Origin of the sequence: Sodalis sp. RH22 (assembly GCF_047324165.1) — a bacterium.
Lineage (GTDB): Bacteria > Pseudomonadota > Gammaproteobacteria > Enterobacterales > Enterobacteriaceae > Acerihabitans.
In genome coordinates, this window is the sequence record NZ_CP178731.1 from 4423208 (window position 1) to 4446149 (window position 22942).

The following is a 22942-nucleotide window of genomic DNA, read 5'->3' on the forward strand; positions in this document are numbered from 1 at the left end:
ATGAGTAAACCCATCGTATTCAGCGGCGCGCAGCCCTCAGGCGAATTGACCATTGGCAATTATATGGGTGCGCTGCGTCAGTGGGTTACCATGCAGGATGATTACGACTGTATTTATTGCATCGTCGATCTGCATGCCATCACCGCGCGCCAGGATGCGCAGAAACTACGCAACGCCACCCTGGATCTGTTGGCGATGTACCTGGCCTGCGGCATCGACCCGGAAAAAAGCACCATCTTTGTGCAGTCCCATGTGCCGGAACACACGCAGCTGGGCTGGCTGCTCAACTGCTACACCTATTTCGGCGAGCTGAGCCGCATGACCCAGTTCAAGGACAAATCGGCCCGTTACGCCGATAACATTAACGCCGGCCTGTTCGATTATCCGGTGCTGATGGCGGCTGATATCCTGCTCTACCAGACCAACCAGGTGCCGGTGGGCGACGATCAGAAGCAGCATCTGGAGCTGACGCGGGATATCGTCCAGCGTTTTAACGCGCTCTATGGGCCTATCTTTACCTTGCCCGACCCCTTTATTCCCAAATCCGGCGCCCGGGTGATGTCGCTGCTCGATCCGAGCAAAAAAATGTCCAAGTCGGATGACAATCGCAACAACGTGATTACGCTGCTCGAAGATCCAAAATCGGCGGCGAAGAAACTGAAACGCGCCCTGACCGATTCGGAAGAGCCGCCGGTGGTGCGCTACGACCCCGTAGCCAAACCCGGGGTGTCGAACCTGCTCGATATCCTCGCAGGCGTCACCGGCAAATCCATTATTGCCCTGGAACATGAATTCGAGGGCCAGATGTACGGCCACCTGAAAGGGGCGGTGGCGGACGCCGTGTCCGGCATGCTCACCGATCTGCAGGCGCGTTATCGCCATTTTCGCGCGGATGATGCCCTGCTTAACCAGATTATGCGCGACGGCGCGGCCAAGGCGAGCGCGCGCGCGCAGCAGACCCTGCGCCAGGTGTACCAGGCCGTGGGATTTGTCGCCCGCCCGTAGTTGAGCATTGCTCGCGCCGGCTAAAAACAGCGGCGCTTGGCTAGACTTGGGCCTTGCGGTGGTTATCAAAGGAAGCTGCGGACAAGGGACGGCGGTTGCGTTAAGCTTGCCGGATGAATCCTTGCGTCCCGTCCTGTAACGAGGTGAACCGTGCCGGAATGTCCATTGCAATACATCATCAATGCCCGCCTGCCCCAGCGGGAAGGCCTGTGGCGCATTAGCGTCGAGCAGGGGCGTTTCGCGCGGATCACCGCCGCGCCGGAGACGCCGCCCGCCGACGCCGGGGAGGCGCCGGGAACGCTGGACGCCGGAGGCGGCCTGGTTATTCCGCCCTTTGTCGAGCCGCATATTCATCTCGATACCACCCAGACCGCCGGCGACCCCCACTGGAACCAGTCCGGCACGCTGTTCGAGGGCATTGAACGCTGGGCGGAGCGTAAAGCGCAGCTGACCCACGAGGACGTAAAACGGCGCGCCTGGCAAACGCTTAAATGGCAAATCGCCAACGGCATTCAACACGTGCGTACCCATATCGACGTTTCCGATCCCACGCTGACGGCGCTCAGGGCGATGCTTGAGGTCAAGCGCGAGGCGGCGCCCTGGGTGGACTTGCAACTGGTGGCGTTTCCGCAGGAAGGCATTTTGTCTTATCCGCGCGGCGGGGAACTGCTGGAGGAGGCGTTGCGTCTGGGCGCCGATGTGGTGGGCGCTATCCCGCATTTTGAGTTTACCCGCGAGTACGGCGTGGAGTCGCTGCATACAGCGTTCGCCCTGGCGCTGAAATACGACCGGCTGGTGGACGTGCACTGCGATGAAATCGACGATGAGCAGTCGCGCTTCGTGGAAACCGTCGCGGCGCTGGCGCACCGCGACGGCATGGGCGCGCGCGTAACCGCCAGCCATACCACGGCGATGCATTCCTATAACGGCGCCTATACCGCGCGCCTGTTCCGGCTGCTGAAGCTTTCAGGCATCAATTTTGTCGCCAACCCGCTGGTGAATATCCATTTGCAGGGCCGGTTTGACGATTATCCCAAACGGCGGGGGGTCACGCGGGTCAAGGAGCTGATGGCGGCGGGCATCAATGTCTGTTTCGGCCACGACGATGTGTTTGATCCCTGGTATCCGCTCGGTACCGGCAATATGCTGCAGGTGCTGCATATGGGCCTGCATATCTGCCAGCTGATGGGGTATGAGCAAATTAACCGGGGCCTGGAGCTGATTACCGTTAACAGCGCCCGCGCTATGCACCTTGATGATTACGGTATCCAGGAAGGCAACAGCGCCAATCTGGTGATCCTGCCGGCGGAAAACGGTTTTGACGCGGTGCGCCGGCAAACCGCGCCGCGCTACGTGATCCGCCGGGGCAGGGTGATTGCCCAGACGCTGCCGTCGCAGGCGACGCTGTTCCTCGACGGCCCCGCGGAAAAGGTCGATTTCACGCGGTGACGCTGCTGGTTCAAGCCGTCACGTCGGCCAACTGCCGTTTAATCGTCTCGCCGATTTTTTTGATCGCCGCCTCGATTTCCGCCGTGAGCTGGGTGGCGTAGGTGAGGCGAAAACAATGGCGGTATTTGCCGGAGGCCGAGAAAATCGGTCCTACGGCAATTTGTATTCCCCCTTTTTCCAACTGCCGGTTCAGCCTGAGGGAATCAAAGTGCTCCGGCAGTTCGATCCACATTAAAAATCCTCCCTGGGGCCGGCTGACGCGGGTTTCCGGCGGGAAATAGGTCTTGACCCAGTCCGTCATGATATCGCAGTTAAGCTGGTAGCGGGCGCGCATGCGCCGCAGATGCTTTTGGTAATCGCCCTGGCGCACAAACTCGGCCACCGCCAGCTGGGGTTGCAACGCGGTGGCGCCGGTGCCGATATACTTCATATGAATCACTTTTTCCATATAGCGGCCGGGCACGATCCAGCCGACCCGCAGGCCCGGCGCCAGGGTTTTGGAAAATGAGCTGCACAACAGCACGCGGCCGTCGTCGTCAAAGGATTTAATGGTGTGCGGACGCGGATAACGGTAGGCCAGATCGCCATAGACATCGTCCTCGATAATCGGCGTATCGTAGCGCGCCGCCAGATTCAGCAGCGCCTGCTTGTGCGCGTCCGGCATAATATAACCAAGTGGATTATTGCAATTGGGCGTGACCTGGATGGCCTTGATCGGCCATTGTTCCAGCGCCAGTTCCAGCGCGTCAAGACTGATGCCGGTCACCGGGTCGGTGGGGATTTCCAGCGCTTTGATGCCGAAGGCCTTCAGCGTCTGGGTCACGCCATGGAAACTGGGCGAATCCACCGCCACGATATCCCCGGGCTGGCATAACGCGTGAATGGCGATCGACAGCGCCTCGTGGCAACCGGTGGTGATCATGATATCGTCGGGCAGCGCCAGGCAACCGCTGTCCACCAGCAGCCGGGCGATTTGCTCGCGCAGCGCCGGGGCGCCGCTGATATCGCCGTAGGTCATGCCGCGCAGGTCCGGATGCAGGGCGATGCGGCTTAACTGTCTGGTCAGCGGTCTTAACGTGGGCGAACTGATATCCGGCATACCCGGCCCCAGATGCACCATGCCGTCAACCGGATCGGATCGCAGCAGCTTAAGCACCAGATCCCATTGGGATATTTCCACCGGCCGCTGCGCCGGGCGGCACATGGCCGGCAGCGCGGCCGGCTCATGCTGCTGGCTGACAAAATAACCTGATTTCGGCCGCGCCTCGATCAGCCGCCGTTCCTCCAATACCCGGTACGCCTGTTGCACGGTGCTGATACTTACCTCATGCTCCAGGCTCAGGGCGCGCACCGAGGGCAACCGCTGACCGCAGGTATATAGCCCCTGCTCAATACGTTCGCCGATGATACCGGCCAGGTTGTCATAACGCGTCATATCGCCCTCATACAGGTTAAATTTTCTAAGTAAAAAGCAATACAGAATGGACGAAATCTAAGCATTACAGCGCTGATTATTATTATTTGTATGGTGAAAATACCGGATTTCTGAATCTGTACGGTATCAGCATACCGTTGCATGATAGTTCCATCAACCGACGAGGAGGAACCATCATGAAAAACACGTTAAAAATAGGCCGGACCCTTCCCCTGGACGTAAAGCCGCGCCACGCCGTCGGTCAGAATCCGCTGCTTGCGTTCTACCACCGGTTCACCGACTGGCAGCGGCGGCGGCGCAACCGCCTGATCTTAAGCGCCCTGAGTGACGATCAGCTGAAGGATATCGGACTTTCACGCAGCGAAGTCGCGTATCGGGACGAAAAAAAATAAGTTATTGATAAAGGATTTCTATCACAAGGACTGAATGAACCATGACCAATACCATTGCCGAACTAAGCGCCTTTTGCCTGTACGCGTTTGTCACGTCCATCACCCCCGGACCCAATAATGCCATGTTGGCCAGTTCCGGGGTGAATTTCGGTTTTTACCGTACCTTGCCCCATATTTTCGGCGTTAGCTGCGGGCTGTGCTTGATGATACTGGCCATCGGCCTGGGACTGGAGCGGTTGTTCCAGCTCTATCCCATGCTGTTTCCCCTGGTCAGGGTGAGCGGCGCCTGTTACCTGGTCTATCTCGCGTGGCGCATCGCCAACGCCGTGGCGCCGTCGGGCGGCCTGAGCGGCGCGGCCGTGCCGTTGGGCTACTGGGGCGCGGTGGTTTTTCAATGGCTGAATCCCAAAACCTGGCTGATGGCGATAGGCGCCGTCACCGCCTATGCCCCGCTGCAATATCATTTTCGCGATATTGTGCTGATCGCCCTGATTTTTACCCTGATCAACGCTCCCTGCGTCAGCGCCTGGGCGGCCTTCGGCAGCATGTTGAAAAACAGGCTCGGCCAGTCGCACCGGCAGATGATGTTCAATCGCCTGATGGCCGCGACGCTGGTCTTGTCGCTCTATCCACTGCTGGTGCGCTAGTCCCTGCCCGGGCCAGGCATGCGCGTGGCCAGCCGGTTATTCGCCCGCGTGTCCGTGCAGCCTATGGCGGGTGACGAAACCCAGCGACAGGCACAAGACGAACACGGCGAGATACAGCGCATTGGCGGTTATGAGCGCGAATTTTACCCCCAGATGCGCGACGATAGGGCCGGTAACCACAAATGTCAGCATGGTGCCGATGGTGCCGCAGGTGAGAATGGTGTTCACCAGTTTGGGAGAGGTCACCCGGGTTTGCTGCGAGCCAAGGGTGATAATGGTGGTATAAATGGCGCTGGAAACAAACCCCAGCCCCAGCAGGTAATAATGCAGATGTTCCCCATGGCCGGAGGTGATAAACAGATACATCAGGACGGCGGACAGCGCGGCCAGCAGGGTAACGATGCGCTGTAAATCCACATGGCGCAGTACCGCGCTGAAAAACCACATGCCGACCATATACGCCGTCCAGAAATTACCCACCAGCCCGCCGGCCTGCTCGATATCCATGCCGAAGCTGTGGGTCGCGTATTCAGGCACCCAGGCGATAAAACCCAGCTGCCCCAGGATATAACACAGCGCGGCGGCCGACAGCAGCAGTACCCCTGCGCCCCATTTTTCCCGGGCCGGCGGCACGGCCAGCGGATCCCCCGCGCGGTCTTTCTTGCCCAGCACAGGAAATTCGCTCAGCAGCGTCAGGACAAAAATGGCCACGTACAGCAGGCCGATACAGGCGTACACCCAATACCAGGTAATATGGCGCGCCAGCAGCACGCCGGCCAGGATGGGGAATACCGCCCCGGCCATACTGAAAAACGAGTCGGTAAACAGCAGGCGCGAACCCCTCTGCCGTCCGGTGTAAAGGTAAGCGATGAGATAAGTGCCGATGGACATGGTAATGCCGCTCACCACGCCCAGGACAAACATCGACAGCGAAAACAGCGCCAGGGTATGCCCGCTCATCAGGCCGGCGATGGCGAGCACCATCAGCGCGAAGCCGAAAATCAGCTGGCGTTTGAGCGGGATAATCTCCATCAGCCAGGCGTTCAGGAAAATCGCCAGCAAAATACCGGAGTTGAGAAAAGTGAAGGTGGCGCTCATGGCCGAAACGGGGACCTGAAAATACGCGGCAATATTGCTTAACACCACGCCGGTGACAATCACCAACGCGCCGGTCAATCCGTACGAAAAAAAACTAATCCACGTTAGCAGCAGTCGATTTTTGTTATTCATCATTGGCCTGTTAAATGTCGACGCCCGACCGGCTTGCCGCCCGCCTGCATCATTGTTGCCTTACTGTTACCGATTGGGCACAAATACTATCATGGCGATTTATGCCGTGGACATAAAAGTCGCCCCGCCGGACATTTTCAGCGATTTTTGCAATATCTGTTTAACGGCGGTAGACCCATCCCGCCCGCGCGGGAGGTCCTTCCCGGCGACGATATAAAACCTGTTACGTAAAAAACGGTAAATGGGTAGCGTAAGCGCGGCCCGCTCTTTAGAATCAGAGCCCTTCCTGTTGCCCATGTATTAAAAAGGAACCCTTCATGCTGAAACGAAACCTGGCCACCGCCGCACTGGTTTTCTCCCTGGCGGCGGCTTCTTGCCCGGTGTTCGCCGCCGGTCAGGACACCCATGTACTGCTGACGACCTCGGCGGGGAATATTGAGCTGGCGCTGGATAATCAAAAAGCGCCGGTGGCGGTGAAAAACTTTGTCGATTATGTGAACAGCGGCTTTTACAACAACACCATCTTCCATCGCGTCATCCCCGGTTTTATGGTCCAGGGCGGCGGTTTCAACCAGGATCTGACGCAAAAGACCACCCAGGCGCCGATAAAAAACGAAGCGGATAACGGCCTGCGCAACCTGCGCGGCACCGTCGCTATGGCCCGCACCAACGACAAGGACAGCGCCACCAGCCAGTTCTTTATCAACGTTGCCGATAATGCGTTCCTCGATCATGGCCAGCGTGATTTCGGTTATGCCGTGTTCGGCAAAGTGGTCAAGGGGATGGATGTGGCCGATAAAATTGCCCAGGTGCCGACCAAAAACGTCGGGCCTTACCAGAATGTGCCGGTAAAACCGGTGACCATCCTGTCCGCTAAAATTATGCCATAATCCCCGCCGCGGCCAGCTTAACGGGAAAGGTCGCCATGGCCTTTCCCCGGCGGCCCGTCGCCGTCGTCCGCGCCTCGCTTCCCGGCGAACCCGCCAATGCCGGTTATACTTCATGTTATTACCTCAAGGTCGCAGCCAGGAGGCATGACATGAAAAAAATGACTGAAAAACAAAAAGCCAGGTTGTTCCAGCAACGCCGCAATGAGAATTTCCACGCCAGCAACCGCCTCGAAGGTTTTACCGCCGAACCGGTTACCCTGACGGCGCAAGAGGCCTTGCTGCGCATTGACGAGCTCAGGAGGCATTATGAACGATAAATTCGGCGACGGACGCGATCCCTATTTTTATCCCGGCCTCCCGGTATTGGCCAACCGGCTTAATATTCATGAGTCCGCCGGCCTGCGCGAGGCCGAACTGGCGCTAACCGGGCTGCGCGCCGCGACGATAGAACTGGGGCCGCCAAAGAGGGGACTGCCCTGGCTATGCGCCCTGCATCGCCAGTTGTTCCAGGATGTTTACGACTGGGCCGGGCAGTTGCGCACGGTTGATATCTATCAAAATGAAACCCGCTATTGCCATTTTGCCTACCTGGAAAAGGAGGGCAACGCGGTGATGCAGCGTTTGGAGGATGAAGACTATCTGCGCGGGTTGTCCCTGGACGCAATCGTGCCGCGCCTGGCGCAATATTATGCCGACATCAATATGCTGCACCCGTTCCGGGAAGGCAACGGACGGGCGCAGCGGGTCTTCTTTGAGCAGTTGATTATCCATGCCGGTTACGACGTGCGCTGGCGGCCCATCGAACGGGAGGAGTGGCTGGCGGCCAATGAAGCCGGCGCCTTTGGCGACACGGGACCCCTGGCCGCCCTGTTTGCCCGCGTGGTCGCCGAACCGGGCGAGCCCGATTAAGCCTGCCGGCGCCGCGTTGATTATCCGCCGGGACGCAGGTCGATGCTGTCGACGCGATCGGGATAAAACGCCACGTAATCCTTAATGGCGGCGACGGCCTCATGGGGCGATTCGTAGCTCCATACGGCATTGCGCGAGCGCAGTCCGCCCGGCGTTATGCTGTAGTACGCGCAATCGCCTTTATACGGGCAATAGGTGGCATGGTCGGTCCTTTCCAGCAGCGTCATGTCCACATCGGCGCGCGGGATATAATGCACCGGCGGATAGTCCGCTTCGCGCAGGGTCAGCGACTTTCGGCTGTCGGCGACGGTATGGCCGCCGACGGACACCACGATGCGCTGCGGGTTGGGCTCGATGGTGATCGGATGATCGGGACCTGGTATTTTAACGGGTTTGGTATTCATAACGGTATTACCTCGGTGCGTTATCGTGACGTCCGGGGGACCCGCCGCAATAAACCGCGGCGGGGGTATCCGGCCTGTGACCGGCCATGGCGTACTATCGCAGCCTACGCCTTTGCGCGTGCGGCGTGTTACCGCCAGTGCTCCCTAGCCTTTACTCTCCCGGCAAGCAGGCTGCGGCCTCGGCCACCGGCAGGATGCACGCAAGCCACGTGAAGCCGCGCTGCCGCCCCGAAGGCGTTGTTTACGCCGTCTGTTGATCCTGTTCCTCGCGGCGCTGATGCTGCCACATCGCCGCGTAGCGGCCGTTTTGCGCCAGCAGCTCGCCATGGCGTCCGCGCTCGGCGATGGCGCCGTCCTCCAGCACGAGAATCTCATCGGCATCGATGATAGTGGACAGCCGGTGGGCGATGATAAGGGTGGTATGATCGCGGCTGACCTCGCGCAGATGCGTTTGGATCTCGCGTTCGGTCTGGGTATCAAGTGCGCTGGTGGCTTCGTCGTAGACCAGGATGGCGGGATTTTTCAGCACCGTGCGGGCGATGGCCACCCGCTGCTTTTCACCGCCGGACAGTTTTAGGCCCCGTTCGCCGACGCGGGTCTCGTAGCCGTCGGGCAGGCTGACAATAAAATCATGGATATGCGCCAGCCTGGCGGCCCGCTCGATTTCGGCAAACGTGGCGTCGGTATTGCCATAGCCGATGTTATAGCGCAGGGTATCGTTAAACAGCACGGTATCCTGCGGCACGATGCCGATGGCACGGTGCAGGCTCGCCTGGGTAACGTCGCGGATATCCTGCCCGTCCACGGTGATGGCGCCGGCATCGACATCATAAAAACGAAACAGCAGGCGCGACAGCGTGGATTTGCCCGCGCCCGACGCGCCGACCACCGCCACGGTTTTCCCCGCCGGAATGGTAAATGTGATATTGCCCAGGATGGGGCGGCGCGCGTCATATCCGAAACCGACGGCGTTGAACGCCACTTCCCCACGGGTAACGCGCAGCGGCGCGGCGCCAGGGCGATCTTCAATTTCTCTTTCCAGCGTGAGCAGATCAAACATATTATCCATATCGATCAGCGCCTGGCGTATTTCCGCATAAATAAAACCAAAAAAATTCAGCGGCTGATACAACTGCAGCAGATAAGCGTTAACCAGTACAAAGTCGCCCAGGGTCATGGTGCCCTGGGTAATGCCGCGCGCCGCCATGGCCATCATCGTGACCAAACCGACGGAAATCACCGCCGTCTGGCCAATGCTCAGCACCGTAAAGCTGAATTGGTTTTTAATGGCGGCGCGCTCATACAGCCGACGCGAGCTGTCAAAGCGCTGGCACTCGAACGCCTCATTGCCGAAATATTTCACGGTCTCGTAATTAAGCAGGCTGTCGAGGGATTTATTACTGGCGTCGGCATTGGCCTGGTTTAATTCGCGGCGAAAGCGGGTACGCCATCCCACCGCCGTAATGGTAAACAGGATATACGCGCCGACGGTGGCCATAATCGCCACCGCGAACCAGATGTTCAGCAGCCGCCACATAATGGCCGCCACCAGGCTGATTTCAAATAAGATGGGCACGATGGAGAACAGTACGCGCGACAGCACCGTCGAGACCGCCTGGGTTCCCCGCTCGATGGACAGGGACAACCCGCCGGTGCGCCGTTCCAGATGAAAACGCAGGCTTAGGGCATGCAGCTGGCGGAAAACGCGCAGGCCCAGCAGCCGGGTGGCGTTTTGGCTGACATAGATAAACATCACGTTGCGCAGTTCATCAAATAACGATGCGCAGACCCGCGCCAGACCGTAGGCGAGGATAAGCCCGATGGGCACGGCCAGCAGCCGCGCCTGGTCGCCGCCCAGCCGGTCGACGATGGCTTTATAGGCCAGCGGCACCAGCGACGTGCCGACCTTGGCCACGATCATAAACAGCAGCGCCGCCACCAGATAGTAGCGCAGCTTAGGGTTATTCTTGGGCCACAGGTAAGGCAGCAGTATTTTCAGCGGCTTATAACGGTACATGCGTTGTTTTTTTATCCCTGACGATATGACAATATGGCCGGTAGCCTGCGGGCGGGCGTCGGGTGAATATCACACAGGTCCTGATCTCCTGTCCAGGCAAAGGACGCTATCCTGTGTAGCTGGCGGGGCACGGGCCGCTATCTAAAATGCATCCTGTTGTTATTCAATAAAAATCTATTTACCAGTAGGATATACCGGCGATGTTGCTGCTTATCGATAACTATGACTCCTTTACCTACAACCTGTACCAATATTTTTGCGAGCTGGGCGCGCAGGTAGAGGTATGGCGCCACGACCGGTTGCAACTGGCCGATATCGAGCGCATGGCCCCGCGGCAACTGGTGATTTCCCCGGGTCCCGGCACCCCCGACGAGGCCGGCATTTCATTGGCGGCCATTCGTCATTTTGCCGGCAGGATACCTATACTCGGCGTCTGTCTGGGTCATCAGGCCATTGCGCAGGCTTTCGGCGCCCGCATCGTGCGCGCAAACCAGGTGATGCACGGCAAAACCTCCGCCATTACCCATGACGGCCGCGGCGTCTTCGCCGGGCTGGCCCTGCCGCTGACGGTCACCCGCTACCATTCCCTGGTGATCGACCGCGCCGGCTTGCCCGATTGCCTGGAGGCGACCGCCTGGAGTCTGCGCGACGGCGCGCGGGATGAAATCATGGGCATCCGTCATCGAACCCTGCCGCTTGAAGGTGTACAGTTTCATCCTGAAAGCGTGCTCAGCGAGCAGGGCCATCAACTCCTGGCGAACTTTCTTGCGTGTTAGCCGATCGGCATGTTGATATAGCATTAACGGACAAGGCCACGGGCAGCGGCTTTTTTTCGCTCTGATAGTGATAAAACGATTGCACTGGAGTGATTTTTTATTCATATTTTATGACTATAATATCACTTCTTGATTTGTTGCGGACCGGGTAATTACATATGAATACAGATAATAGCGCAGTAACGCGGGAAACTTTCGACCAGGTTATTCTGCCGGTTTATGCACCGGCGCAGTTTATTCCGGTCCGGGGCATGGGCAGCCGGGTATGGGACCAGGACGGAAAGGAATATATTGATTTCTCCGGCGGCATTGCGGTCACTGCGCTGGGACATTGCCATCCGGCGCTGGTCGCGGCGCTGAAAGCCCAGGGCGAAACCCTATGGCACACCAGCAACGTCTTTACCAACGAACCGGCGCTGCGCCTGGCGCGCAAGCTGATTAACGCCACCTTTGCCGACCGGGTGTTTTTTGCCAACTCGGGCGGCGAGGCCAATGAAGCGGCGTTTAAGCTGGCGCGTCACTACGCCATTACCCGCCACAGCCCCTATAAAACCAAAATCATCGCTTTTCATAACGCGTTCCACGGCCGCACGCTGTTTACCGTTACCGTGGGCGGGCAACCGAAATATTCCGACGGCTTCGGGCCAAAACCGGCGGATATCGTCCATGTGCCTTTTAACGATCTGGCGGCCGTCAAGGCGGTGATGGATGATCATACCTGCGCCGTGGTGGTGGAGCCGATTCAGGGTGAAGGGGGCATTATGCCCGCCACGCCGGAATTCCTGCAGGGCCTGCGCGATCTGTGCGACCAGAATCAGGCGCTGCTGGTGATGGACGAAGTGCAGTGCGGCATGGGGCGCACCGGCAAGCTGTTTACCTATATGCACTATGGCGTAACGCCGGATATTCTGACCACCGCCAAGGCGCTGGGCGGCGGTTTCCCCATCAGCGCCATGCTGACTACGGAAGAGATCGCCTCGGTGATGAAAGTGGGCACCCACGGCACCACCTATGGCGGCAATCCCCTGGCCTGCGCGGTATCCGAGGCGGCGCTGGATGTGATTAACCAGCCGGAAGTCCTGGCGGGCATTAACGAAAGGCACGATCGTTTTGTCAGCGCGCTCCGGGCAATTGACGACAAATATCAGGTATTTTCGGATGTGCGCGGCATGGGCCTGCTGCTGGGCGCCGAACTGCGGCCGCAGTTCCATGGCCGGGCGCGCGAGTTCCTGCACGCCAGCGCCGCGCAGGGCCTGATGATCCTCAACGCCGGTCCGGACGTCATCCGTTTCGCGCCGTCGCTGGTGGTGGAGTTCGCCGATATCGAACAGGGCATGGCCCGGTTTGAACAGGCGGTGGCGCAGGTTATCGCCGCCAAACCCTAGGCGCGCGGCGGGAGACTAATGGCTTAACCGGCGCGCCAGCCAGTTGCCGTGCTGCGGCCGCTGGCGCCAGGCTACCGAAGAAATCGTATGCATCACGCCCAGATGGAACAGAATACGCCGCAGATGGCGTTCCATCAGGGTGCCGGGCAGCTCCGGCGTTTCGCCGGCGGCGTCCATCACCGGGCTGTCTGAGCTTGGGCCGTCATATTCCAGCCGTTGCTGGCAGCGCTGCAGCGCCACCTCGCAAGAGGCCAGGTACTTTTGCGCCAGCGTCGGCGTCAGCATGTAGTGATCCCGCGCCAGGATGGTCATGGCATTGATGTGCTCGACGATGAACTGGCTATGGGTCACCCATAAACGCATATCGGTCAGATAGCGCGAATTAAACGCCGGCTCCCGCATCGCCTGGCTAAGCGACGTAAACAGCGCGTTGTGCGCCTGGTTGACCTTCATGCGCGCGTAGGCCAGCGCCGCCGGCTCGGGGGCGGGTTGCAGCAGCAGCCGCAGCGCGTCCTGGCCCCGCTCCAGCGCCAGATGGGCGTTTTTGCGCAGCATACCGCTTTGCCACTGCGGCCATAACCACAGCATGCCGCCGAACGCCAGCATACAGCCGATCAGCGTATCCACCAGCCTGGGCACCAGGAAATGCGCGCCGTTCAGCGACAGTAGCTGCAACGTATACACCGCGGTCACCGTCATGCCGATCATCGCCAGGCCGTAATTTTTGCGCAACACCAGGTAAGACGCCAGCGTCAGGAACAACATGCACAGCAATACCGTGCCGTCGCTCAGCCTGAATTGCAGCGTGCCGGCGGCAATCACCAACCCCGCCAACGTGCCCAGGGCCCGATGCTGGATCCGCACCCGGGTGGCGTTATAGCCGTTCTGGCTGACAAACATCACCGTCATTAAAATCCAGTAGGGTTTGGGGAGATCCAATACCAGCCCCAGGCTGCTGCCGATGGCCAGCATAATCCCAAGCCTTGCCGCGCTGCGCAGCGCCATGGATTTAAAGGAACAGTAGCTGACCAGCGCATGCCAAAACGACAGCCGCTGCTGGTTGTCGGCCATCAGGTCGCGGCGGTAAAGCGGGCGCTGGGTACGCAGCAGCCGGGCGATACGGCTGAAATGGTAATAACAAAACTGTCCGACCGGATTATCCGGATGCCGGTCGGCAATTTTTTCCAGGGCCGACAGCGCGGTGGCCATGTTAAAACGCCCCGGCTGCCGGTGATAGAGAATATCATCCGCCAGTACCCGCAACCGCGCGGCAATCAGCCGGGCGTTATAGCGGATAACCGCCTCGGCGTGGCTTTGCGCCACCAGTTTTTGTACTTCGTCCGGCTGGTGCAGGCTGACGGCGATATGCTCCTGCAAATCCAGCGCCACCTGGAAAGAACGCAGCAGGCGTTTGTACTGCAGCTGATCATTGGCCGACAGCATATAAAGCTGCTGGTATACCTGGGCAATCAGATCAATCACCGCCTGCTGGCGGGCAAACAGCGGCGGCAGGGCGGTTTCCGGATCGGTATGCTGTGTCAGCAGGGTATATTTCGCCTCGATATAATCCGCCAGCTCCCGATACAGCAGGCTAAGAGATTCCCGCATCGGCTGCTCCTTCCACAACCGGAACCACAGGGCGTTGAACAGTCCGTACCAGGCGGTGCCGGCAATATACAGCAGCGGCGGCACGACGGGCGGCACATTGCCGGCCAGGCCCAGGGTAAAGATGGCGGCGATAAGCGCGGCGGGCAATAAACGGCCGTGCAGCGGGCTGATTTCACCGGTAACGCCGAACAGCAGCGCCAGGCCGAGCATCACCAAGGGCAATGGCACCGGCACGGCCAACAGCACCTGGATCAGCACGCTGCTCAGCGCGAACAGCGCACCGCCGACGGCCAGGCGCTTGAAAAACCGTTTATGCAGGGTATCGAGGCCGGCGATATTGCAGCAGGCAGGGACCAACGAAAACAGCAGGCCGTTTTGCAAGCTGCCGAATAACAGGCCGGCGGCCACCGGCAGGCATAGCACGATGGTTTGCCGCAGGGCATAGTTTACTTCAGGGTGGTAGATTAACCGGCGCCACATACTGTCAGCAAAAAAAGCGTGGTACGAAGCACCACGCCTGTATAACGGGGCTATCAGCGCGTGCCGTAAACAACAATGGTTTTACCGTGCGCGGATATAAGATTTTGATCTTCGAGCATTTTAAGAATACGTCCTACCGTCTCGCGGGAACAGCCGACAATCTGGCCGATTTCCTGACGAGTGATTTTTATCTGCATGCCGTCGGGGTGGGTCATGGCGTCGGGTTGTTTCGCCAGGTTCAACAGGGTTTGCGCTATGCGTCCGGTAACGTCCAGGAATGCCAGGTTGCCGACTTTTTCCGACGTTACCTGTAAACGACTGGCCATTTGCGCCGACAGGCGCATCAGGATATCCGGATTCACCTGAATCAGCTGCCGGAATTTTTTATACGAAATCTCGGCGACTTCACAGGCGGTTTTCGCCCGTACCCAGGCACTGCGTTCCTGACCTTCCTCGAATAGGCCGAGCTCACCGATGAAATCTCCCTGGTTAAGATAGGAGAGAATCATCTCTTTGCCTTCTTCATCCTTAATCAGCACCGCCACGGCGCCCTTAACGATGTAGTAAAGCGTTTCAGCCTTTTCACCCTGATGTATAAGTGTACTCTTCGATGGATACTTATGAATATGGCAATGAGACAGGAACCATTCGAGAGTCGGGTCTGTTTGCGGTTTGCCGAGAACCATTCGCTGTTATCCTCTTTTGTCATCGCTATCCCAGGTTCGGGACATCGTATTCCCTGTTACGGCGCTTGTATTATTCACTCTGACTCCGCGTTTAAACGGAGCGACGTAAGGGAACTTATTAGGGTCTGGTAATGTGATGTTCCGATCGATCTCTTGCCCTTTCATTATCATGAGGCCGATCCAGCCTTGTTTTTAGCATAGGTTTGAAGCAGTGTCTTCTGTTGTCTTGCTTCAGCATGAAGTATGTTCAGTAACATTGCCAGTTTTCCAACAAAAATGTAGTCTGCTGGAAAGCTTTTCATCAGGAGTATCATAATGCAGGCACGGGTCAAATGGGTAGAAGGGTTGTCTTTCATGGGCGAATCCGCCTCGGGCCACCAGGTTTTGATGGATGGGAACGCGGGCGAAAAAGCGCCCAGCCCAATGGAAATGGTATTGATGTCGGTCGGCGGCTGCAGCGCCATTGATGTGGTATCGATTTTACACAAAGCGCGGCAGGACGTCCGGGACTGCGAGGTCAAACTCACCTCCGAGCGCCGCGACGAGGCGCCGCGCCTGTTTACCCATATCAACCTGCATTTTATCGTCACCGGCGCCGGGCTGACCGACAAGGCGGTGGAGCGGGCGGTGACGCTATCGGCGGAAAAATACTGCTCGGTCTCACTGATGCTCGGCGCGTCGGTCAATATGACCCACAGCTTTGAAGTGCGCGACGAACGCCACGCCCCCGCCGCCTAACCGGCCCGCCAACACCGCACTCAAACCCGGCGTGTTCAAGGGAGAGCGCGCCAATGGGGTCGAATCGGGCATGGTTTCTCTGCCCGACCGAGCGCCCCATGGCACGGTATGCTAGGCCCGCCAACACCGCAGCGAATCCTGGCGTGTTCAAGGGAAAGCATGCCGATGGGGCCGAATCGGGCGTGGTGTTCCCGCCCGAGGCCTCGAGTTTACTTAATTTCCTTTCCTTCCAGCAACTGCTGTACCAGCGGCCCCATTATCAGCTCCATCGCCAGCCCCATCTTGCCCCCGGGCACCACCAGCGTATTAATATTGGAAATAAAGGAGCCTTGCAGCATCGCCAGCAGGTAAGGCAGGTCGATATGCGCCAGGCTACGGAAATGAATAACGACAAAACTTTCGTCAAGTGAGGGAATCGCCTTGGCGGCGAAAGGGTTCGACGTGTCGACGGTCGGCACCCGCTGGAAATTGATATGGGTGCGGGAAAACTGCGGCGTGATGTAGTTAATATAATCCTCCATCGACCTCACCACCGAATCCATCACCGCCTCGCGCGAATGCCCCCGCTCGCCGGTATCGCGCACCAGTTTCTGGATCCACTCCAGGTTGACGATGGGCACCACGCCCACCAGCAAATCCACGTGCTTCGCCACGTCATGGCTATCGGTTACCACGCCGCCGTGCAGCCCCTCGTAAAATAACACGTCCGTCGGTTCCGGCAACGCCTGCCAGGGCGTAAAGGTACCGGGGATCTGGTTATACGGCACCGCCTCGTCATACGTATGCAGATATTTACGCGACTGACCGCGGCCGGTATCGCCATACTGATGAAACGTATGCTCCAGCAGGCCAAAGTTATTGGCGTCCGGACCAAAGTAGCTGATATGGCGCCCTAAATCCCGCGCCTTGCGGATCGCCATATCCATTTCCGGCCGGGTAAAGTGATGAAAGCTGTCACCCTCCAGTTCGGCGGCGTGGATATTCAACTGCTGGAATATTTTACGAAACGCCAGGCTGGTGGTGGTGGTGCCCGCACCGCTGGAACCGGTAACGGCAATAATGGGGTGTTTTGTCGACATGGTAACCCTACGCTTGGTTGAATTGCGGCGTGAAGAAGTGCGCCCGGCATCAAGGCCCAGAAGTGAGTGTTAGCATATTTAGCGCTTAGGGGCCAGGGGCTTCGCTATTCGCCCGGCGTATTACCGGCCTGGTCATTAAACCGGCCGCGCGGCATGATATTGATATTTTCATGCAGTTCCGACCAGACCACCACCGCCTCGCCGCTTATCAACTGGCGTTTTACATCCTCGACCTTTTGCGCCAGTGATTTCTCCTGCTCGCCATAATCGGTGCCCTCACGCAGTACAAAGGACTCGATCAGGTTATAGAGCGTGTCAGGATCGATTTGTTCCCAGGGAATAATCACGATATTGTGTCCCGATAGTCAATAAATCAAGGTGTTGAGTAAATTTCACCTGTTATGCCTTGTGCATCCCCGTGCGCACTGGTAGCTTCATACGCGTTATTTTACGGGGAGCCGCCAAAACGTGGAACTGAGTCTTTTTCTGTCAATGCTGGGGTTTCTCTGGGTGGCCGCCATTACCCCTGGTCCTAATAATATGCTGCTTACCGCCTCGGGCGCCAATTTTGGCTTCTGGCGCTCAATGCCGCTGATGATCGGCATCATGCTCGGCATGCAATGTATCCTGCTGCTGGTGGCCTTCGGCATCGGCGGCCTGATCACGCTTTATCCGTCCCTGCATTTTATGCTGAAGGTGGCGGGCAGCCTTTACCTGCTGTGGCTGGCCTGGAAAATAGCCACCGCCGCCTATGAAAAACTGGAAACCGACGCGCCGCCCCCCCGGCCCATTCCCTTCTACCAGGGCGGCCTGCTGCAGTTTCTTAATCCCAAGGCCTGGCTGATGGCGCTGGGCGCGGTAGCCAGCTTCAGCCTGAGCGGCAGCGCCTATATCACCTCCGTCGGCGCCATCAGCGTCGGCATCGTCAGCGTCAATATCGTCTCCGGCGTTATCTGGCTCGGCTTCGGCACCCTGATCGGCCGGCTGCTGCGCAGCAAACGCGCCTGGATCGCTTTTAACGTCGCCATGGGCCTGCTGACGGCGGCCTGCGTATTGCTGATCTGGCGCTGACGCGCTTATTGCGACTCGAACTCCCGGGTCAGGGTCTCCAACTGTTCCTGGGCGTCCAGCCACGCCATTTCCGCCTCTTCCAGCTGCGATTTAACCTTGGCCTGCTGCTGCAGGGCCAGGGCCAGGTCCGCTTTACGGCTGATATCATACAGCGCCGCGTCGGCCAGTCCGGCCTCGATGGCCGCCAGCTCCGCGCCACGTTTTTCCATTTGCTGTTCATAGCGGGTAATGGCCTTGCGCAACGGCTGGGTCTGATTACGGAAATCCGCCTCGCGCCGCTTCTGGTCTTTCCTGGCCTGGGCATTATTGACCTGCGGCGCCGGGGTCTCGGTATCATTGCCGTCCTGCGCCGCCGCCTGGCGTTGCTGATCCACCAGCCACTGCTGGTAATCCTCCACATCGCCGTCAAACGACGCGACGCGACCGTCATGCACCAGATAAAATTCATCGGTGGTGGAACGCAGTAAATGCCGGTCATGGGACACCACCACCAGCGCGCCGTCGAAATCTATCAGCGCTTCGGTCAGCGCCTGGCGCATATCCAGATCCAGATGGTTGGTCGGCTCATCGAGCAGCAGCAGGTTGGGACGCTGCCAGACAATCAGCGCCAGCACCAGCCGGGCCTTTTCGCCGCCGGAAAAACGCGCGGTCGGTTCGGTCACCTTATCGCCACGGAAACCAAACCCGCCCAGATAGTCGCGCAGCGCCTGCTCATACTCCTGCGGCGCCAGCCGGATCATATGCGCCAGCGGCGATTCGTCGGCGCGCAGGAACTCCAGCTGATGCTGGGCGAAATAACCCAGCTTGATGCCTTTCGCCAGGCCGATGGTGCCGGACTGCGGCTCAAGGGTGCCGGCCAGCAGCTTGATAAGCGTCGACTTGCCGGCGCCGTTGCGTCCGAGCAGGCCGATGCGCGAACCGGGCACCAGGTTAAGCTTGATGGAATTAAGGATGGTGCGCTCGCCATAACCGGCGCTGACTTTCTCCATGCTCAGCAGGGGGCTCGGCAGGCTTTCCGGAGTACGGAACTTGAACTGGAAGGGATTATCCACATGGGCCGGGGCGATCAGCTCCATCCGCTCAAGCATCTTGATCCGGCTTTGCGCCTGCTTGGCCTTGGTGGCCTGGGCACGGAAACGGTCGATATAATGCTGCAAATGGGCCACTTTTTCCTGCTGGTGCTGGAACAGCGACTGCTGTTGCGCCAGCTTGGTCACCCGCTGCTGCTCAAACGACGAGTAGTTGCCGGTATATTCGTTCAGCGTCTGCTGTTCAATATGCAGGATTTTATTTACGATAGGATCGAGAAAATCCCGGTCATGGGAAATCAGAATCAGCGTACCGTCATAATTTTTCAGCCATTTCTCCAGCCAGATGACCGCGTCCAGATCCAGGTGGTTGGTCGGTTCATCAAGCAACAGCAAATCGGAGCGGCAAATCAGCGCCTGCGCCAGGTTAAGGCGCATGCGCCAGCCGCCGGAAAAATCCCGCACCGGCTGTTGCAATTGATCCTGGCTGAACCCCAGCCCGTGCAGCAGGCTCGAGGCGCGCGGCCGAATGGTCCATGCCTCGATAACGTCCAGCTTGCCGTGCACGGTGGCGATGGCGTGGCCGTCGTTTTTCTCGTTGGCGAGCTGGAGGTCGGCTTCCAGCTGGCGATACTCGCGATCGCCGTCGATAACATACTCCAGCGCCGGCACGTCAAGGGCCGGCGTCTCCTGGTTAACCCAGGCCATCGACCAGTTGGCGGGGAAGGTCACGCTGCCGGCGTCGCAGCCGAGTTCATGCTTCAGCAATGCCAATAATGTTGATTTGCCGCAGCCGTTCTTGCCGACGAGTCCGACCTTTTGCCCGGGATTCACCGTGGCGGTGGCGTTATCCAGCAGTACGTTGGTACCGCGGCGAATTTGCAGTGAGGAGAAGACAATCATAAAGCGCCATAGTTTGAGAGTATGTTAAATTAACATTATTGAATGCTATCCAGGATAACGTGTCCTGGTTTCAACTTTGCGAAGCATGGTAGCGGAAAAGCCGCGCCCTGACGACGCTTTGGAGGGGAATTGATCGCGCAGCCACCCAAAGTTTTGTTGTTGTATGCCCATCCGGAATCACAGGATTCGGTTGCCAACCGGATTTTGCTGCAGGCGGCATCGTCGCTCGAGCATGTCACCGTACATGATCTTTACGCCTTTTATCCGGATTTTTTTATTGATATTCACCACGAACAGCAATTATTGCGTGAACATCAGGTCATTGTGTTCCAGCACCCGCTTTATACTTACAGTTGCCCGGCATTATTGAAAGAGTGGCTCGACCGGGTGCTGGCGCGCGGATTTGCCAGCGGCATCGGCGGCGACGCCCTGGCCGGGAAATACTGGCGAACGGTTATCACCACCGGCGAACCGGAGGGCGCTTATCTTAACCGCGGCTACAGTCGCTACGGCATGGAGGATATTCTACGTCCGTTCGAATTGACCGCCACCATGTGTCGCATGCATTGGGTGCGCCCGCAGGTGATCTATTGGGCCAGAAGGCTGGATCCCGTCGTATTGGCGCGCCATGCCGGCGAATACGCCCAATGGCTGAAAGAGCCGCTTAACGAAAGGGGACAACGCATTGGATAGCAGTCCGTCGTTTTTGACCGCCGTGGTGCTGTTTTTATTCGCCGCCGTCGTTGCGGTGCCCATTGCCCAGCGCTTGGGCATCGGCGCGGTGATCGGCTACCTTGCGGCGGGTATCGCCATCGGCCCCTGGGGGCTGGGTTTTATCCGCGATGTGGACGAAATCCTGCACTTCTCCGAACTTGGGGTGGTGTTCCTGATGTTTATCATCGGCCTGGAGCTGAATCCGTCGAAGCTATGGGAACTGAGGCGATCGATCTTCGGCGTCGGCGCCGCGCAGCTTTTCTTTACCGCGTTGCTGCTGGGCGGGGCTCTTTACCTGACCCATGCCACCTGGCAATCGGCGCTGATTGGCGGCATCGGCCTGGCCATGTCGTCCACCGCCATCGCGCTGCAACTGATGCGCGACAAAGGCATGAACCGCAATGAAGGCGGCCAGCTCGGCTTTTCCGTCTTGCTATTTCAGGATATGGCGGTAATCCCCACGTTATCCCTCATCCCCATCCTGGCCGGCGGCGGCAGCGAACCGAGCGATTGGATGAAAATCGGCATGAAGGTGGCGGCGTTTTTTATCATGCTGGTGGGCGGGCGCTACCTGCTGCGGCCGCTGTTCCGTTATGTCGCCATGGCTAATGTGCGCGAGGTATTTACCGCCGCCTCGCTCATGGTGGTGCTGGGCGCGGCGCTGTTTATGGATATGCTCGGATTATCCATGGCGCTGGGCACCTTTATCGCCGGCGTGCTGCTGGCGGAGAGTGAATACCGCCATGAGCTGGAGATCGCCATCGAGCCGTTCAAGGGATTACTGCTCGGCCTGTTTTTCATCTCGGTGGGCATGGCGCTCAACCTGGGCATTTTATATGTCCACTTGCTGACCGTGGTGGCCGGCCTGGCGGTCCTGGTGCTGGTCAAAGGGACGGTATTGTATATCCTGGCGCGGATATCCGGTCTGCGCAGCTCGGTGCGGCTACAGTTCGCCGGCGTGCTAAGCCAGGGCGGGGAATTCGCCTTTGTCCTGTTTTCCGCCGCCGGCGCGCAAAAAATCCTCTCGCCCGATCAACTGGCCCTGCTGCTGGTCACCGTGACGCTGTCGATGATTACCACCCCCTTATTAATGCAACTCATCGATCTTATCCTGGTCCGACGTTACAATGCCCAGGACGAGGAGGGTGAAAAACCCTTCGTCGACGATGACGAGCCGCAGGTGATCATCGTGGGTTTCGGCCGTTTCGGCCAGGTGATAGGCCGCCTGCTGATGGCCAATAAGATGCGGATTACGGTACTTGAGCGCGATATCAGTGCGGTAAGCCTGATGCGCAGCTATGGTTATAAGGTGTATTACGGCGATGCCACCGAGCTTGAGTTGCTGCGCGCCGCCGGGGCGGAGAAAGCAAAAGCCATCGTGGTCGCCGCCAATACGCCGGAAGACAACATGACCATCGTGCACCTGTGCCAGCAGCATTTCCCGCACCTGAAGATACTGGCGCGGGCGCGGGGCCGCGTCGAGGCCCATGAGCTGCTGCTGGCCGGGGTGAATCAGTTTTCGCGGGAAACTTTTTCCAGCGCGCTGGATCTGGGCCGCAAGGCGTTGTTGGAACTGGGGATGCATCCCCACCAGGCCTATCGCGCCCAGCAGCATTTCCGCCGCATCGATACCCGCATGCTGCGGGAGCTGATGCCGCAGCTGCAGGGGGATGTGGCGCAAATATCCCGCGTCAAGGAGGCCCGGCGCGAGCTGGAGGATATCTTCCAGCGCGAAATGCAGCATGAACGTCGTCAGCTTGACGGCTGGGAAGATAACCATCCGCAGGGAGATAAACACCATGACGGCAAAGCGTAAACGTTTTATTGCCGGCGCGGTATGCCCCGAGTGCCAGGCGAAGGATACCCTGGCGGTCTGGCAGGACCAGGGGACGGATAACGTCATTTGTGTAAAGTGCGGTTTTACTCAGCGCCAAACCGACCCGGCGGCTGCGGATAAAACGCCGGCAAAGGATCGCATTATCGGTATTTTTGATCCGGAGTAGCCTTATACCCTCAATTTTTTTAAGCTGAAGGATACATGCGCGTAAATTTTCGTTAGAATCTGCGCCAATTCAGTTTCCAACGGTAGGAGATAT

General features: G+C 58.5%; 24 protein-coding genes. 14 read left to right on the top strand and 10 right to left on the bottom strand.

Features of this window, described 5'->3' with window-relative positions:
• Together trpS and ACL2XN_RS19945 are read left to right on the top strand one after the other, a co-directional pair.
• A complete protein-coding gene (gene trpS / locus ACL2XN_RS19940; protein WP_410013241.1) occupies window positions 1-1005 on the top strand; it encodes a tryptophan--tRNA ligase in 1005 nt (334 codons plus the stop codon).
• A gap of 165 nt (window positions 1006-1170) precedes the next feature.
• Window positions 1171-2454, top strand: a complete 1284-nt coding sequence (locus ACL2XN_RS19945; RefSeq protein WP_410013247.1) for a cytosine deaminase — start codon at window positions 1171-1173, stop codon at window positions 2452-2454.
• A 10-nt stretch (window positions 2455-2464) separates the two neighbouring features.
• Here ACL2XN_RS19945 and ACL2XN_RS19950 read toward each other — a convergent pair whose 3' ends face one another.
• Entirely contained in the window at window positions 2465-3889 is a 1425-nt protein-coding gene (locus tag ACL2XN_RS19950; protein WP_413727595.1) for a PLP-dependent aminotransferase family protein, read from the bottom strand.
• Window positions 3890-4065: 176 nt separating this feature from the next.
• On the opposite strand from ACL2XN_RS19950, the gene ACL2XN_RS19955 reads away from it, so the two are divergent.
• Together ACL2XN_RS19955 and ACL2XN_RS19960 are read left to right on the top strand one after the other, a co-directional pair.
• Window positions 4066-4281 (top strand): DUF1127 domain-containing protein, encoded by a 216-nt coding sequence (locus tag ACL2XN_RS19955; RefSeq protein WP_413721568.1) that lies wholly within the window; start codon window positions 4066-4068, stop codon window positions 4279-4281.
• Window positions 4282-4322: 41 nt separating this feature from the next.
• A complete protein-coding gene (locus ACL2XN_RS19960; protein ID WP_410013250.1) occupies window positions 4323-4928 on the top strand; it encodes a LysE family translocator in 606 nt (201 codons plus the stop codon).
• 36 nt (window positions 4929-4964) lie between these two features.
• On the opposite strand, the gene tsgA is transcribed toward ACL2XN_RS19960, so the two are convergent.
• Window positions 4965-6158 carry an MFS transporter TsgA gene (gene tsgA / locus ACL2XN_RS19965; RefSeq protein ID WP_413723505.1) on the bottom strand — a complete coding sequence of 398 codons (1194 nt, stop codon included), beginning with the start codon at window positions 6156-6158 and terminating at the stop codon, window positions 4965-4967.
• A 317-nt stretch (window positions 6159-6475) separates the two neighbouring features.
• Between tsgA and ppiA the strand changes: the two genes are divergently transcribed.
• The 3 genes from ppiA to ACL2XN_RS19980 all read left to right on the top strand — a co-directional run bounded on the left by ppiA (window position 6476) and on the right by ACL2XN_RS19980 (window position 7957).
• Window positions 6476-7048, top strand: a complete 573-nt coding sequence (gene ppiA / locus ACL2XN_RS19970) for a peptidylprolyl isomerase A (protein WP_413727596.1) — start codon at window positions 6476-6478, stop codon at window positions 7046-7048.
• 149 nt (window positions 7049-7197) lie between these two features.
• Window positions 7198-7365: a YhfG family protein gene (locus ACL2XN_RS19975; RefSeq protein ID WP_410013252.1), complete on the top strand. Its 168-nt coding sequence runs from the start codon at window positions 7198-7200 to the stop codon at window positions 7363-7365.
• Entirely contained in the window at window positions 7355-7957 is a 603-nt protein-coding gene (locus ACL2XN_RS19980; RefSeq protein ID WP_410013253.1) for a putative adenosine monophosphate-protein transferase Fic, read from the top strand. Before ACL2XN_RS19975 ends, ACL2XN_RS19980 begins: the two co-directional genes overlap by 11 nt.
• A 20-nt stretch (window positions 7958-7977) precedes the next feature.
• On the opposite strand, the gene ACL2XN_RS19985 is transcribed toward ACL2XN_RS19980, so the two are convergent.
• The gene (locus tag ACL2XN_RS19985; RefSeq protein ID WP_410013254.1) at window positions 7978-8361 is read right to left on the bottom strand and encodes a DUF427 domain-containing protein; all 384 of its coding nucleotides are present in this window, start codon (window positions 8359-8361) and stop codon (window positions 7978-7980) included.
• A gap of 241 nt (window positions 8362-8602) precedes the next feature.
• A complete protein-coding gene (locus tag ACL2XN_RS19990; RefSeq protein ID WP_413729333.1) occupies window positions 8603-10378 on the bottom strand; it encodes an ABCB family ABC transporter ATP-binding protein/permease in 1776 nt (591 codons plus the stop codon).
• 200 nt (window positions 10379-10578) lie between these two features.
• Here ACL2XN_RS19990 and ACL2XN_RS19995 point away from each other — a divergent pair, with 200 nt between their 5' ends.
• Window positions 10579-11154: an aminodeoxychorismate synthase component II gene (locus ACL2XN_RS19995; RefSeq protein ID WP_410013256.1), complete on the top strand. Its 576-nt coding sequence runs from the start codon at window positions 10579-10581 to the stop codon at window positions 11152-11154.
• Between the two features lie 158 nt (window positions 11155-11312).
• Window positions 11313-12539, top strand: coding sequence for a bifunctional acetylornithine/succinyldiaminopimelate transaminase (gene argD, locus ACL2XN_RS20000; RefSeq protein WP_413729335.1), 1227 nt, complete (start codon window positions 11313-11315; stop codon window positions 12537-12539).
• A gap of 15 nt (window positions 12540-12554) precedes the next feature.
• Here argD and ACL2XN_RS20005 read toward each other — a convergent pair whose 3' ends face one another.
• The 3 genes from ACL2XN_RS20005 to ACL2XN_RS20015 form a co-directional block, all read right to left on the bottom strand.
• Window positions 12555-14627 (bottom strand): YccS/YhfK family putative transporter, encoded by a 2073-nt coding sequence (locus ACL2XN_RS20005; protein ID WP_413729337.1) that lies wholly within the window; start codon window positions 14625-14627, stop codon window positions 12555-12557.
• A 53-nt stretch (window positions 14628-14680) separates the two neighbouring features.
• A complete protein-coding gene (gene crp / locus ACL2XN_RS20010) occupies window positions 14681-15313 on the bottom strand; it encodes a cAMP-activated global transcriptional regulator CRP (protein ID WP_034895576.1) in 633 nt (210 codons plus the stop codon).
• A 167-nt stretch (window positions 15314-15480) separates the two neighbouring features.
• A complete protein-coding gene (locus tag ACL2XN_RS20015; protein WP_410016823.1) occupies window positions 15481-15669 on the bottom strand; it encodes a hypothetical protein in 189 nt (62 codons plus the stop codon).
• On the opposite strand from ACL2XN_RS20015, the gene ACL2XN_RS20020 reads away from it, so the two are divergent.
• On the top strand, window positions 15629-16051 hold the full coding sequence (locus ACL2XN_RS20020) for an OsmC family protein (protein ID WP_413727600.1): 423 nt from the start codon (window positions 15629-15631) through the stop codon (window positions 16049-16051). The two genes, ACL2XN_RS20015 and ACL2XN_RS20020, sit on opposite strands and share 41 nt — an antisense overlap.
• Before the next feature lie 209 nt (window positions 16052-16260).
• On the opposite strand, the gene ACL2XN_RS20025 is transcribed toward ACL2XN_RS20020, so the two are convergent.
• The gene (locus tag ACL2XN_RS20025) at window positions 16261-17130 is read right to left on the bottom strand and encodes a phosphoribulokinase (RefSeq protein WP_410013260.1); all 870 of its coding nucleotides are present in this window, start codon (window positions 17128-17130) and stop codon (window positions 16261-16263) included.
• A gap of 104 nt (window positions 17131-17234) precedes the next feature.
• Complete coding sequence (locus tag ACL2XN_RS20030; RefSeq protein WP_413729338.1) at window positions 17235-17477, bottom strand: YheU family protein; 243 nt, start codon at window positions 17475-17477, stop codon at window positions 17235-17237.
• Window positions 17478-17598: 121 nt separating this feature from the next.
• On the opposite strand from ACL2XN_RS20030, the gene ACL2XN_RS20035 reads away from it, so the two are divergent.
• Window positions 17599-18201: a LysE family translocator gene (locus ACL2XN_RS20035; protein WP_410013262.1), complete on the top strand. Its 603-nt coding sequence runs from the start codon at window positions 17599-17601 to the stop codon at window positions 18199-18201.
• A gap of 5 nt (window positions 18202-18206) precedes the next feature.
• Here the strand turns inward: ACL2XN_RS20035 and ACL2XN_RS20040 are convergent, their stop codons facing one another.
• Entirely contained in the window at window positions 18207-20132 is a 1926-nt protein-coding gene (locus ACL2XN_RS20040) for an ABC transporter ATP-binding protein (protein WP_413729339.1), read from the bottom strand.
• Window positions 20133-20264: 132 nt separating this feature from the next.
• On the opposite strand from ACL2XN_RS20040, the gene kefG reads away from it, so the two are divergent.
• From kefG to ACL2XN_RS20055, 3 genes are read left to right on the top strand one after another with little or no spacing between them, the layout of a single operon-like run.
• Window positions 20265-20825: a glutathione-regulated potassium-efflux system ancillary protein KefG gene (kefG, locus tag ACL2XN_RS20045; protein ID WP_410016712.1), complete on the top strand. Its 561-nt coding sequence runs from the start codon at window positions 20265-20267 to the stop codon at window positions 20823-20825.
• Window positions 20818-22662, top strand: a complete 1845-nt coding sequence (kefB, locus tag ACL2XN_RS20050; RefSeq protein WP_410013264.1) for a glutathione-regulated potassium-efflux system protein KefB — start codon at window positions 20818-20820, stop codon at window positions 22660-22662. The genes kefG and kefB overlap by 8 nt, the downstream gene beginning before the upstream one ends.
• The gene (locus ACL2XN_RS20055) at window positions 22646-22849 is read left to right on the top strand and encodes a YheV family putative zinc ribbon protein (RefSeq protein ID WP_410013265.1); all 204 of its coding nucleotides are present in this window, start codon (window positions 22646-22648) and stop codon (window positions 22847-22849) included. The genes kefB and ACL2XN_RS20055 overlap by 17 nt, the downstream gene beginning before the upstream one ends.
• Window positions 22850-22942: the final 93 nt, after the last annotated feature.